General features: G+C 68.8%; 14 protein-coding genes and 1 pseudogene. 7 read left to right on the top strand and 8 right to left on the bottom strand.

Features of this window, described 5'->3' with window-relative positions; translation table 11 throughout:
• From JHC79_RS09405 to JHC79_RS09390, 4 genes and pseudogenes are all read left to right on the top strand, one after another.
• A pseudogene (locus JHC79_RS09405) lies at positions 1-122 on the top strand (PAC2 family protein); the annotation flags it as partial.
• A 94-nt stretch (positions 123-216) separates the two neighbouring features.
• Positions 217-564 carry a molybdopterin oxidoreductase gene (locus tag JHC79_RS09400; protein ID WP_296389949.1) on the top strand — a complete coding sequence of 116 codons (348 nt, stop codon included), beginning with the start codon at positions 217-219 and terminating at the stop codon, positions 562-564.
• Positions 561-3092, top strand: coding sequence for a nitrite reductase large subunit NirB (gene nirB, locus JHC79_RS09395; protein WP_296389947.1), 2532 nt, complete (start codon positions 561-563; stop codon positions 3090-3092). Before JHC79_RS09400 ends, nirB begins: the two co-directional genes overlap by 4 nt.
• Entirely contained in the window at positions 3089-3424 is a 336-nt protein-coding gene (locus JHC79_RS09390) for a Rieske (2Fe-2S) protein (protein WP_296389945.1), read from the top strand. The genes nirB and JHC79_RS09390 overlap by 4 nt, the downstream gene beginning before the upstream one ends.
• Before the next feature lie 9 nt (positions 3425-3433).
• On the opposite strand, the gene JHC79_RS09385 is transcribed toward JHC79_RS09390, so the two are convergent.
• The 6 genes from JHC79_RS09385 to JHC79_RS09360 all read right to left on the bottom strand — a co-directional run bounded on the left by JHC79_RS09385 (position 3434) and on the right by JHC79_RS09360 (position 8354).
• The gene (locus JHC79_RS09385) at positions 3434-3742 is read right to left on the bottom strand and encodes a hypothetical protein (RefSeq protein ID WP_253663199.1); all 309 of its coding nucleotides are present in this window, start codon (positions 3740-3742) and stop codon (positions 3434-3436) included.
• Between the two features lie 56 nt (positions 3743-3798).
• A complete protein-coding gene (gene mshC, locus JHC79_RS09380) occupies positions 3799-5058 on the bottom strand; it encodes a cysteine--1-D-myo-inosityl 2-amino-2-deoxy-alpha-D-glucopyranoside ligase (RefSeq protein WP_296389942.1) in 1260 nt (419 codons plus the stop codon).
• 76 nt (positions 5059-5134) lie between these two features.
• The gene (locus JHC79_RS09375) at positions 5135-5989 is read right to left on the bottom strand and encodes an SCO1664 family protein (RefSeq protein ID WP_296389940.1); all 855 of its coding nucleotides are present in this window, start codon (positions 5987-5989) and stop codon (positions 5135-5137) included.
• Positions 5990-5993: 4 nt separating this feature from the next.
• Entirely contained in the window at positions 5994-6680 is a 687-nt protein-coding gene (locus JHC79_RS09370; protein WP_296389937.1) for a DUF3090 domain-containing protein, read from the bottom strand.
• A 62-nt stretch (positions 6681-6742) separates the two neighbouring features.
• The gene (locus tag JHC79_RS09365; protein ID WP_296389935.1) at positions 6743-7480 is read right to left on the bottom strand and encodes a histidine phosphatase family protein; all 738 of its coding nucleotides are present in this window, start codon (positions 7478-7480) and stop codon (positions 6743-6745) included.
• A gap of 31 nt (positions 7481-7511) precedes the next feature.
• Positions 7512-8354 (bottom strand): undecaprenyl-diphosphate phosphatase, encoded by an 843-nt coding sequence (locus JHC79_RS09360; RefSeq protein ID WP_296389933.1) that lies wholly within the window; start codon positions 8352-8354, stop codon positions 7512-7514.
• Between the two features lie 90 nt (positions 8355-8444).
• Between JHC79_RS09360 and JHC79_RS09355 the strand changes: the two genes are divergently transcribed.
• Genes JHC79_RS09355 through JHC79_RS09345 form a run of 3 tightly spaced genes read left to right on the top strand, consistent with a single transcriptional unit; the run spans position 8445 to position 10920 of the window.
• On the top strand, positions 8445-9485 hold the full coding sequence (locus JHC79_RS09355) for a hypothetical protein (protein ID WP_296389931.1): 1041 nt from the start codon (positions 8445-8447) through the stop codon (positions 9483-9485).
• A gap of 23 nt (positions 9486-9508) precedes the next feature.
• Positions 9509-9772: a DUF5703 family protein gene (locus JHC79_RS09350; protein ID WP_253663206.1), complete on the top strand. Its 264-nt coding sequence runs from the start codon at positions 9509-9511 to the stop codon at positions 9770-9772.
• Between the two features lie 38 nt (positions 9773-9810).
• A complete protein-coding gene (locus JHC79_RS09345) occupies positions 9811-10920 on the top strand; it encodes a quinone-dependent dihydroorotate dehydrogenase (protein ID WP_296389989.1) in 1110 nt (369 codons plus the stop codon).
• Positions 10921-10953: 33 nt separating this feature from the next.
• On the opposite strand, the gene JHC79_RS09340 is transcribed toward JHC79_RS09345, so the two are convergent.
• Together JHC79_RS09340 and JHC79_RS09335 are read right to left on the bottom strand one after the other, a co-directional pair.
• Positions 10954-11490: a YbhB/YbcL family Raf kinase inhibitor-like protein gene (locus JHC79_RS09340; protein WP_296389926.1), complete on the bottom strand. Its 537-nt coding sequence runs from the start codon at positions 11488-11490 to the stop codon at positions 10954-10956.
• Positions 11491-11608: 118 nt separating this feature from the next.
• Positions 11609-11980 (bottom strand): hypothetical protein, encoded by a 372-nt coding sequence (locus JHC79_RS09335; protein ID WP_296389924.1) that lies wholly within the window; start codon positions 11978-11980, stop codon positions 11609-11611.
• Positions 11981-12009: the final 29 nt, after the last annotated feature.

Raw genomic sequence — 12009 nt, 5'->3', positions numbered from 1 at the left:
AGGAGCGCGGCGACGCGGAGGTCAGCGTCGACGACGCGATGTCGAAGATCGACGGCGACGCCCTGGCCGCCGAGTTCGAGAAGTACCTGCGTCGACGCGGTCCCGGCTCGTTCGGGGCGTGATCACCCGTCCGTGGCCGCGATCGTGAGCACCTGACAATCGAGTCGTAACCCGGGCGCAAATGCGGGTTGATCCCGGCCACGAACACTGGCGCTCATGTCGACCACTCCGAAGTTCCTGCAGGGCGTGTTCGGTTTCACCGGTACCGGCCTCACGAAGCCCGCACCGCTGGACCCGTCGCTCACCTTCCTCGTCCCGGCCGGGATGACCGCCCAGCCGCTGTACTTCCGCGGCGGCAACAGTTCCGACGAACTGGTCTACGTCACCCTGACGCGCGACGGTGCGTCCATGCGGATGTTCCCCATCGGCGCGAAGGCGTCGGTGAACGTGCCGCTGCGGGTCGTCGAGGACGTCGACCCCGATTCGGTGCTCGAGTTGGTGTTCGCGGCGCCCGCCGGGGCCAGTGGAGAGATCGTCGTCGACTTCGGGCTCGTGATCTTTTGAGCGAGGACATCGCGGCCGCCACGTCGACGCCGGGTGGACGCCGTCGGCTGGTGGTGGTCGGCAACGGGATGGCAGGCGCCAGGACCGTCGAGGAGATCCTCTCGCGGGGCGGTGGCGAGATGTTCGACGTCACGATGGTCGGCGACGAGCCCTACGGCAATTACAACCGGATCATGTTGTCGCACGTGCTCTCCGGCGAGAACGCCATCGACGACGACGACCTCATGCTCAACCCCATGGCCTGGTACCGCGAGAACGGCGTCACCCTGTACGCCGGCGACCGCGTCCGGCGCATCGACCGGTTCGCCAAGACCGTCACCTGCGAGAGCGGACGGGACGTCGACTACGACGTGCTGATCATCGCCACCGGCAGCACCACATTTTTCCCGAACATGGACGGACTGCGCGAACCCGACGGTCGCCTGGCCCGCGGCGTGTTCGGGTTCCGCACCATCGCCGACACCAACGGGATGCTGCAGATGGCGCAGGCCGCCGACGACGTGCGCGCGGTGGTCATCGGAGGCGGGCTGCTCGGACTGGAGGCCGCGTACGGGTTGCGCACGCAGGGACTCGATGTCGACGTCGTGCACTCCCCCGGCCACCTGATGAACCAGCAACTCGACGAGCGTGGTGGACGTGTGCTGCGCACCAAGATCGAGTCCCTCGGCGTCGGTGTGCACACGTCGAAGCGGACGACCTCGGTCCTCCGCGACCCCGACGGTGTGGTCGTCGGGGTCGGCTTCAACGACGACACCACGCTGCCCGCCGACATGATCGTGGTCACCGCGGGCATCCGACCGAATGTCGAGATCGCCCGCAGCGCCGGACTGGTCATCGAGCGCGGCATCGTCGTGGACGACCAGATGCGGTGCGAGGACGAGGGTTCTATCTACGCGGTCGGCGAGTGCTGCCAACACCGCGGTGAGGTCTACGGTCTCGTCGCCCCACTCTGGGAGCAGGCCGCGGTCCTCGCCGACGTGCTGACCGGGTCCGATCCGAAGGCCGCCTATCACGGGTCGCGCCTGACGACGAAGCTCAAGGTGGCCGGTGTCGACGTCGCCGCCATGGGTGTCAAGGGACCCGAGCGTGACGACGACGAGTTCGTCCAGTTCTACGAACCCCGAAGCGGCACATACAAATCGGTGGTGGTCCGCGACAACAAGCTGATCGGCGCGATGCTGCTCGGCGACATCAGCAAGGCCGCCTTCCTCACCCAGGCATTCGACGAGAAGGTCGCACTCCCTGACGAGCGCATCAGCATGCTGTTCGACATGGGGACACCCTCGGCCGAGACCGGCGCGGCCGAGTTGTCCGACGACACCCAGGTCTGCAACTGCAACGGCGTCACCAAGGGTCAGATCGTGGGATGCGTGCGCGGTGGCGCGACGAGTCTCGGCGAGGTGGTCGCCGCCACCCGCGCGGGCAAGGGCTGCGGCTCCTGCAAGGGTCTGGTCTCCGACATCGTCGCGTTCGCCGCGGGCGACGACCTCGCCGTCGACGTCTCCGCCGACTGGTACGTGCCCGCCATCCCGATGACCAAGCCGGAGTTGATCGGGGCCATCCGCGCGAGCGGGATCCGCTCGGTGTCCGAGGTGTTCGAGAAACTCGCCCCCGCGGGCGAGGACGCCGCGGCCAAGATGCCGCTGGCGTCGCTGCTCCGGGTGATCTGGGGACCGGAGTGGACCGACGAGCGCGGTGCGCTGTTCATCAACGACCGGGTGCACGCCAACATCCAACGGGACGGCACGTTCTCGGTGGTCCCGCAGATCAAGGGCGGCGTCACCACCGCCGACCAGTTGCGCCGCATCGCCGACGTTGCCGACAAGTACTCCATCCCGATGGTGAAGATCACCGGTGGCCAGCGCATCGATCTGCTCGGGGTCCGCAAGGAGGATCTGCCGAAGGTGTGGGGCGACCTCGACATGCCATCGGGGTTCGCCTACGGCAAGAGCTTCCGGACGGTGAAGACCTGCGTGGGCACCGACTACTGCCGGTTCGGGCTCGGGGACTCGACCGCGCTGGGTGTTGCCATCGAGGAGCGGTTCCAGGGCCTGGAGTCGCCCGCGAAGCTCAAGCTGGCCGTGACCGGATGCCCCCGCAACTGCGCCGAGTCGCTGTGCAAGGACTTCGGCGTGGTCGCCGTGGGTGCCGACGGCGGCGCCTCCGATCGGTGGGAGATCTACGTCGGCGGGGCCGCGGGCGCTCACATCCGCAAGGGCGACCTGCTGGCGACGGTGGAGTCGAGCGCCGAGGTGATCCGCCTGTGCGGCATCTTCATCCAGTACTACCGCGAACAGGCCAAGTGGCTCGAGCGCACCTACGCGTGGGTCCCGCGGGTCGGGATCGACGAACTGCGGGCGATCCTCGTCGACGACCGTGACGGTCTCGTCGACGGTCTGCACGAGCGTGTCAGCACGGCCGTGGGTCAGTATCGCGATCCGTGGGAGGAGCGGGTCGAGCCACGATCGCCGGCTCAGTTCGTCTCTGCGTTGCCGTTGCTGCCGCTGCCCCGGGTGCCGGTCCGATGAGCACCGACACCGCGACCGACGTCGCCTTCACACCGGTCGGATCGGTGTCCGACCTGACCCGCGGAGAGGGTCGCGCCTACGCCGTCGGTGGTGTGCAGATCGCGGTCTTCCTCCTGGGCGACGGCACGGTGCGGGCCACGGCCGCGGTCTGTCCGCATCGCGGCGGTCCGATCGCCGACGGTCAGAGCGACGACACCAAGGTCATGTGCCCGCTGCACCAGTACGCGTACGCGTTCGCCGACGGCTCCTGCAACGATCCGGCGATCGGGACGCTGGCGGTCTACCCGTCGCGCGTGGTCGACGGGACCATCGAGGTCGCGGTCGGAACCTGACCGGTCGGGTCAGCTGATCCGCTCGATCGAGACGACCGGGGTGGTGATGCGCCAGGTCCGTACGTCGGGATCGTCGGCGGCGCGAACCCAGAACTGCGCCGATTCCCCGACCCGACACGACTTCACGCCGAGGAGCGGTATGTCCTCGGAATCGCGGCGCAACTGACTGACCGCCCAGGTGTCGTCGGTGCTGCCACCCACGCCCGGGGCGCGGAGCAGGGTCATCTCCTCGAAATCGAGGAGGTAGGTCGATGTCCTGGTGACCACCGTCCAGACGCCGTCGGTGGTGTCGGGCTCGAGCTCCTGCGTGTTCGCCACAGCGGGAACTCTACCCACGCGTCCGGACGTGAGGCACGCTCACCACCGACGGCCGGTCACGGGGCCGTTGTCGCGTGACCGAGGTCGATACCGAGCAGGCTGTCGACCGCGGTCGCGATGTCGGCACCGGCGTCGGTGGCCGACCCCAGCCCGCCGATGGCGTCGCCGGCCCAGGCGTCGAGCGCGGCGATCGCCTTCGGGGTGTCGAGGTCGTCGGCCAGGTGCTGGCGAACCCGGGCGATGGTGTCGGCGGCGTCGGGAGCGGTGGGACGACCGATGGCGTCGCGCCACCGTGCCAGGCGCGCGGTTGCGTCGTCGAGGGTGGTGTCGGTCCACATCCGGTCGCTCCGGTAGTGCTCGGCGATCAGTGCGAGCCGGATCGCGTTCGGGTCGACGCCCGCCGCGCGCAGCTTCGAGACGAACACCAGGTTGCCCCGGCTCTTCGACATCTTCTCGCCGTCGAGGCCGATCATGCCGGTGTGCACGTAATGATCGGCGAAGCGGCGCTCGCCGGTGAGCGCCTCGCCGTGGGCGGCCGAGAACTCGTGGTGCGGGAAGATGAGGTCGCTGCCGCCGCCCTGGACGTCGAACGGCGCGCCCAGGCGGTTCAGAGCGATTGCGGCGCACTCGATGTGCCATCCGGGGCGTCCGGGTCCGTGCGGTGACGGCCAGGACGGTTCGCCGTCGCGGGCCGCCCGCCAGATCAGGGCGTCGAGCGGATCGCGTTTCCCGGCGCGGTCGGGGTCGCCGCCGCGCTCGGCGAAGAATGTGTCCATCGTCGCGCGGTCGTAGTTGGACTCGTAGCCGAACTGTTCGGTGGCGTCGGCCCGGAAGTAGATGTCGGGATGCGTTGCGTCGTCGACGATGTAGGCCGCGCCGGAGTCCAGGAGCCTGCCCACGACCTCGACGACCTCGTCGATCGATTCGACGGCGCCGATGTAGTCACGCGGCGGCAGCACCCGCAGCGCCGCCATGTCGTCGCAGAACAGTTGCGTCTCACGCCGTCCCAGATCCCGCCAGTCGATGCCGTCGCGATCGGCCCGTTCGAACAGCGGGTCGTCGACGTCGGTGACGTTCTGCACGTAGTTGACCTCGTGCCCCAGATCGCGCCAGATCCGGTTGACCAGATCGAACGTCACGTAAGTCGCAGCGTGGCCCAGATGGGTTGCGTCGTACGGGGTGATGCCGCAGACGTACATCGTCGCGACCGGGCCGGGTGTGACCGGTCGGACCTGTTGGTCGGAGGTGTCGTAGAGCCTGAGTTGCGGGCCCTGCCCGGCGAGCGGAGGGACCGCGACATCTGACCACGACTGCATCGGTCCACCATATGGGCGAGGTGGTCGGGGGCGAGCATCCGCCCCCTCACCTGCACCGTCTCCGAACGGGTCGCCCCTAGAAGGCCGGCCACGGTATCGGCCGCGACCGTGCGGGTGTCGGCATGACCGGGGTGCGCACCAGCCCACGGGCGCGATCGTGCAGGGCGACGACCTCGGCCGGGGTGATGAGCGAGGGCAAGGCCTCCGACAGTGCCGAGCTGGGGGTGGTCAGGGTGCTCAGCAGGGTCTCGATGTCGGCGACGAGGTGCGCCGGGATCGCTTCTCCCGCCCATCCCCACAGGACCGTGCGCAGTTTGTCCTCGGTGTGCATGCAGATGCCGTGGTCGACGCCGTACACCTCGCCGTCACAGCCCTCGAGGACGTGACCGCCCTTGCGGTCGGCGTTGTTGATCAGCAGATCGAGCACCGCCATGCGCTGCAGGCGCGGGTCGTCGGCGTGGACGAGTGTGACCTCTTCGCCGAGCGCGTCGTAGGCGTCGATGATCCGCCGGAAATTGTCCGGGATAGCGCCGCTGGGACACAGGTCGACGAGGTCGAGGTGTTCGGGGACGCTGTCGCTCGGCTCCGGCGTGTCGATCCAGCGCTGGACCATGCCCGGACCGAATTGACCGTCGCGCAACACCGTGACCGGGATGACCGACCAGCCGAGGGCATCGGACACCAGATACGACGAGATCTCGCGACCGGCGAGGGTGCCGTCGGGGAAATCCCACAGCGGCTGCTCGCCGCGGACCGGTTTGTAGACGCATCGGACCGTGTCGTCGCCGAGGACGGCCTCGCAGACCAGCGTGGCGTTGCTGGCGCCGCGGACCTGACCGATGAGTTCGAGTTCCCCGGTGCGCAGGATCTGCGCGATGTCGGCGGGCGAACCGGCCGCTGACGACTCCGACGCGGCGGCGCTCGGTGGCATCGGGTCAGGACCGATCGGAGTCGGGATCGTCGTCGTCCGGGGACGGGTCGTCGTCCTCGGCGTCCTCCAACGCGGCTCGCAGGGTGGGGTCGTCGAAGACGACCGGGTCGACGAACTCGATGGACTTGTCGATCGCGACGTCGCGCTTGTAGCCGTTGGTGCGCACGCACACGTGGCCGGCCGGGTCGAGCGGCTCGGCGCACAGTGGGCACGGCTCGCGACCGGCGGAGATCACGCGCGTCGACCGCGCGGCGAACTCTCGTGCGGCGGCGGTGCTGAGGAACACGCGCACCGCATCGGGGCCCTCGTCGGTGTCGTCGAGGACGACGCTCTCGTCGAACTCGCCCTCGGTGATGGCCAACAGCTCCACCACCACGGCCTCGGCCTCGGCGTCCCAACCCAGGCCCATGGTCCCGACCCGGAACTCGGCGTCGACCGGCATCTGCAACGGACTCAGGTCCTCGACCCGATCGGTCTCCGGCGGCAACGGGGTGCCGAACCGACGGTGGATCTCCTCGAGCAGCGCGCCGATGCGGTCGGCCAGGATCTGTACCTGCTGTTTCTCCAGCATCACGCTGACGATGCGGGCCTCATGGGTGGCCTGCAGATAGAACGTCCGGTCGCCGGGTGCGCCGACGGTCCCCGCGACGAATCGATCCGGGCTGCGGAACACGTGTATCGCTCTGGGCATGGCACCTCCTCCAAGCTGTTGTCTCAATACTGCCCGATGGGTTCTGATCCCGACCGGTGTGGCTAGTGCGGTGGGTGTCCGCCCGCCGGTGCGGCGGGCGCACCGGTCGAACCGCCGATCACCGCGTCATCGGACGAGCCCTGATCCGCGGAGACATCCGCAGCCGGGGGCGGCGGGGCGGGGAACGACGGTTTCACACCCGTCGAGTTCACCGTGTGCACGTAGGGCCGTGACGGGCTGTACCGGATGATGCTGATCGAGGCCGGCTCCACCACTATCCGCTGGAACGAGTCCAGGTGCATCCCCATGGCATCGGCGAGGATCGACTTGATCACGTCGCCGTGTGAGCACGCCACCCAGACGCCGCTGCCGTCCGATCCGCCGTACACGGCGTCGAGTTCACGGATCGCGGCGACGGCGCGACTCTGGACGTGGGCCAAGCCCTCGCCGTCGGGGAAGATCGCGGCCGACGGTTGCTGCTGCACCGTCTTCCACATGTCCTCGCCCAGCAGGTCCTTGATCGGTCGGCCGGTCCACTGGCCGTAGTCGACCTCGATGAGCCGGTCGTCGACGATCTCGGTGAGTCCCCGGTCGGCGACGAGCGGCGCGACGGTCTGCTCGCAGCGCTGCAGAGGCGATCGGACCACGGCCGCCAGCGTCGCGACGTCGGACAGTCGGTCGATCAGGGACTGGGCCTGGGTGCGGCCGGTGTCATCGAGGTCGACGCCGGTGCTGCGCCCGGCGAGGACGCCCGAGGTGTTCGCGGTCGAGCGTCCGTGGCGGAGCAGGATGACTGTCACACGTTCACCATATGCGTCCGCCCGGGGGCGATCAGGTCGCGCTGACCACGCCGCCTGCCAGCAGACCGATCACGATGAGACCGACGACGACCCGGTACCCGACGAACCAGTTCAGCGAGTGCTTGGCGACGAAACGCAGCAGCCAGGCGATCGACGCGTAGCCGATGACGAACGCGATGACCGTGGCGACCAGGAGTTGTATGCCGCTCGCCTCCAGCCCTTCTCCGCTGGGAGAGAACGCGTCCGGAAGGCTGAACAGCCCCGACGCGGTGACCGCGGGGATGGCCAGCAGGAAGGAGAACCGCACCGCCGCCTCGCGTTCCAGACCGAGGAAGAGGCCGGCGCTCGCGGTCGCGCCGGAGCGGGACACCCCGGGGATCAGGGCGAGGCACTGCGCGAGACCCATCGTGACCCCGTCACGCAACGTCAGCTGCTCCATGGGACGTTTCCGGGTGCCGTAGCGCTCGGCCAGGAAGATCACGAGCGAGAAGATGATCAGCATGGACGCGATGAGCCACAGATTGCGCGCCCCGGTACGGATCTGGTCCTTGAACACGAAGCCGAGCAGACCGATCGGGATGGTGGCGAAGATCACGTACCAGCCGATCCGATAGTCCAGTCCACGCTCGTCGGCCGAAAACAGGCCTCGGAACCAGGCGCCGATGATGCGGATGATGTCGCGCAGGAAGTAGATGAGCACGGCGGCCTCGGTGCCGAGCTGGGTCACCGCGGTGAACGACGCGCCCGCGTCGTCGCCGAAGAAGACCCCGGACACGATCCGCAGGTGTCCCGATGACGAGACCGGCAGGAACTCGGTCAGTCCCTGCACTGCCCCGAGCACGACAGTCTGGGTCCACGTCATCGCATCAGTCACGGCGACAGACACTACGGCAGCCGACGGTCGAGGCGCACCCATGCGCGGGCGGATCGGATGTGCGTGCGCGCGTGCAGCACTATGGACCGCATGCCCGTACTGCCGCGTCGCACGTCGACCGCCCTCGCCGTCGCTCTGAGCGCGCTCGTGATCGTGACCGTCGGCGCCTGTGGGAACAGCTCGTCGGGCAGCCCGAACGTCGCGACCACCATCCCGCAGACGCCGATCAGCGCGCCGCCGACCGCGGCCGCCGCAGCGGGGACCGTGGTCCCCGCCCCGGCGTCGCAGTCGATGGCGCTCGACACCTCGACGTCGACACTCACCGTTCTCGGTGCGGACCGCTCCTCGCTGGAGATCTATTCGACCGCGGGCTCCGGCGCCCCTCCGACACCGCGACGGGTGACGTTGCCCACGGCCGTCACCGCGATCGCGACCGTCGGCAACGGGACGGTCGCCGCGATCGCCCCTGACGCGGTGGTGCGGGTGAACACGAGCACCGGGGCGGTGTCGAAGCAGACCATCCCGGCCGCCGACCCGCTCAGCCTGGCGAGGTTCACCGACGGCTCGCTGCTCGTCGGGACGGGCTCGGGGTCCATCCTGCGGGTGCGCGCCGACGGCTCGATCGTGCGGACCATCACCGGGTTCGTCCGTGTCGACGGGCTCGCGGTGGCGTCGGCGGACCCCGACAGCGGGAACGGTCAGGTCGTGGCCCTGGACCGCGCGCAGTCGTCGGTCACGACCGTCGATGTCGAGGACGGGTCTCTCGGGGCGGCACTACGCGCCGGTGACGGGGCGACCGGCATCACCGTCGACCACTACGGTCGCTTCCTGACCACCGACACCCGCGGCAACGAGTTCCTCGGATTCGACGGGAACCCGCTGGTCGCGAAGTTCCGCTATCCGGTGGCGGCCGGTCCGTACGCCGTAGGATACGACGACACGAAAAACCTGGCGTGGGTCGCGACGACCGGCAACAACCAGGTCGTGGCCTACGATCTGTCCACCGGAATTCCGGTGGAGCGTCGACGGTTGGCCACAGTGGGCCAGGTGGACTCGTTGACCGTCGACAGCGCCACCGGCACCGTCTACCTGCTCTCCGCCCGCGGCGAGGGGCTCCAGATCATCCGGTGACGACAACGACCATGGGAGGCGACATGCGGCGCACGACAGCAGGTGGTCGCGGCCCCGGGTTCCCGCGCGAATGGACGTCTGCGACCAGCGACGACTACGAGTACACCCCGCTCCGGCTGCCCCCGGACGTCACGCGGGTGACCGCATCGATGCGGTTGTCGATCGAGGCCGAGTTCGGAGGGTGGGAGATCTCGCGTGTCCGGCTCTACTCCGACGGCACCCGCAAGGTGTTGTTGAAACGCAAGAAGACCCGGGCCGAGCGCAACGGCGTCGAGGTCGATCGGTGAGCGGAGCTCCCCCGGCGAGGTCGACGGGATCCCGAACGCTGCTGCGCCGGGTCAACCGGATCCTCTACCCCGTCCTCCTGCGCGCGATGTTCCTGGTACCCGCGGAGCGGATCCACACCCTCGTCTCGCGAACCCTGGCCACGGTCGGTTCCATGCGTGTCATGACAGCGCTGTGCGCGCGGTTGTTCGCCCGCCACGACCCCATCCTGCGGACCACGGTGTTCGGCGTCGACTTCCCCGCTCCGATGGGACTGGCCGCCGGCTTCGACAAGAACGCCGAGGCCGTGAATGCCTGGGGTGCACTCGGATTCGGGTTCGCCGAGGTCGGCACGGTCACCGGGGTGGCGCAGCCCGGTAATCCCACCCCGCGGCTGTTCCGCCTGCCGGCCGACCGTGCACTGATCAATCGCATGGGGTTCAACAACCACGGCGCGTCCGCCGCGGCCGGACGGCTGGCCTCGCGCCGACGCGATTCCCGTTCGGTGCCGGTGGCGGCGAACATCGGCAAGACGAAACTCGTCGAACCCGCCGACGCCGTCGCCGACTATCTGATCAGTGCTCGACTGCTCGGTCCGCTGTCGGACTTCGTGGTGGTCAACGTCAGCTCGCCGAACACCCCGGGTCTGCGGGACCTGCAGGCTGTCGCCTCGCTGCGCCCGCTGTTGTCGGCGGTGATCGACGCGACCACCACCCCGGTGCTGGTCAAGATCGCCCCCGACCTCAGCGACCCCGACATCGACGACATCGCCGACCTGGCCGTCGAACTGGGGCTCGCCGGCATCGTGTGCACGAACACCACCATCGGTCGCGACGGTCTGCGGACCGACGACGCGACCATCGGTGACATCGGTGCGGGTGGGCTGTCCGGCGCGCCGTTGGCGGAGCGTTCTCTCGAGGTGCTGCGTAGGTTGTACCGGCGCGTGGGCGACCGGCTCGAGCTGATCTCGGTCGGTGGCATCGAGACGCCCGAGCAGGCATGGGAGCGCATCTGCGCAGGCGCGTCGCTGATCCAGGGCTACACCGGTTTCATCTACGGCGGGCCGATGTGGATCAAGGACATCCACGACGGCATCGCCGACCGGCTGCGTGCCGGGGGCTTCGACTCGCTGGCGGCGGCGGTCGGAAGCGAGAACACCGCCGAGGCCTGAGGCCCCGGCGGTGTCGATGTCGTCTCGCCTAGATCACTCGGCGGGCTGTTCGTAGGTCGCGTGGATCACCGCGCGGGCGATCGCATGGCTGAACAGGTTGAAACCGAGGAACGCCGGCGTCGCACCGTCGGGCAGTTCCAGGGTCTCCACGTCGACGGCGTGCACCGCGACGTAGTAGTGGTGGGGTCCGTGTCCGGGTGGCGGCGCGGCACCGATGAAGCGCTTCGCCGACGCGTCGGAGGCCAGGGTCACCGCTCCCGATGGCAGCCCACTGCCGTTCTCGTCGCCCGCACCCTCGGCCAGCGACGTCGTGCTTGCGGGGATGTCGGCCACCGCCCAGTGCCAGAATCCGGCCGCGGTCGGGGCATCGGGGTCGTACACCGTCACCGCGAAACTCTTGGTCTCGGCGGGGAAGCCCGACCAGCTCAGCTGTGGTGACGCATCGTCGCCCCCGGCGCCCATGATTCCGCTCACCTGCGCCGTGGCGAGGGCTCCACCGTCGGTGAAGCTCTCCGACGAGATACTGAAAGTCGGGAGGTCGGGCAGATCGTCGTACGGGTTTCTCGACATGGGTGTGGTGCACATCCTTTCGACGTCGTGCGTGCCGGCGGGCACGCCGTGCCCCATTCAACGCCCGAAAACGATGCGAGTGTTCCCGGGCGTCGAACGTCGCTGCGGCGCAGGGGGTTCAGTACAGCGCGAACACGGCCTTGCCCGGGATGCTCGGCAGTGCGACCTCACCCTCCTCGTCGTACTTGCTGTATGTGTGGATGGTCGCGTCGATGATCCCCGCTCCCGGACCGAAGCCGAACCCGTCGAGAACGTTGTCGGGTGCGCCTTGAACGGAACCATCGGGATTCACGTCGAAGATCTGGCCACCGGTCCCGCCTGCGGTGGCGTTCCTCCAGTCGACCGACAGCTTGAAGATCCCGCAGTTGGTCCCGAAGCGCTGGACTCTGACCTTGACCCGGTATTGGTTCGCGACCGTCTGCGGCAGCTTGACGGCCCCGATGACCGCCGAGCACCCGGCACCCTGAGACGAGCGGGTCGAGACGGACATGCGAACTCCTTGGATCCGGGTGGGTTCGA

The organism is Williamsia sp. (assembly GCF_016462415.1).
GTDB lineage: Bacteria > Actinomycetota > Actinomycetes > Mycobacteriales > Mycobacteriaceae > Williamsia_A.
This window is presented reverse-complemented; position numbering and strand designations above follow the sequence as displayed.

What these genes read in the sequence shown, in the direction of transcription:
- JHC79_RS09400 (WP_296389949.1), top strand. Translation starts at nt 217, where the DNA reads ATGTCGACCACTCCGAAGTTCCTGCAGGGCGTGTTCGGTTTCACCGGT.
- JHC79_RS09390 (WP_296389945.1), top strand. Translation starts at nt 3,089, where the DNA reads ATGAGCACCGACACCGCGACCGACGTCGCCTTCACACCGGTCGGATCG.
- mshC (WP_296389942.1), bottom strand. Translation starts at nt 5,058, where the DNA reads ATGCAGTCGTGGTCAGATGTCGCGGTCCCTCCGCTCGCCGGGCAGGGC.
- JHC79_RS09375 (WP_296389940.1), bottom strand. Translation starts at nt 5,989, where the DNA reads ATGCCACCGAGCGCCGCCGCGTCGGAGTCGTCAGCGGCCGGTTCGCCC.
- JHC79_RS09370 (WP_296389937.1), bottom strand. Translation starts at nt 6,680, where the DNA reads ATGCCCAGAGCGATACACGTGTTCCGCAGCCCGGATCGATTCGTCGCG.
- JHC79_RS09355 (WP_296389931.1), top strand. Translation starts at nt 8,445, where the DNA reads ATGCCCGTACTGCCGCGTCGCACGTCGACCGCCCTCGCCGTCGCTCTG.
- JHC79_RS09350 (WP_253663206.1), top strand. Translation starts at nt 9,509, where the DNA reads ATGCGGCGCACGACAGCAGGTGGTCGCGGCCCCGGGTTCCCGCGCGAA.
- JHC79_RS09340 (WP_296389926.1), bottom strand. Translation starts at nt 11,490, where the DNA reads ATGTCGAGAAACCCGTACGACGATCTGCCCGACCTCCCGACTTTCAGT.
- JHC79_RS09335 (WP_296389924.1), bottom strand. Translation starts at nt 11,980, where the DNA reads ATGTCCGTCTCGACCCGCTCGTCTCAGGGTGCCGGGTGCTCGGCGGTC.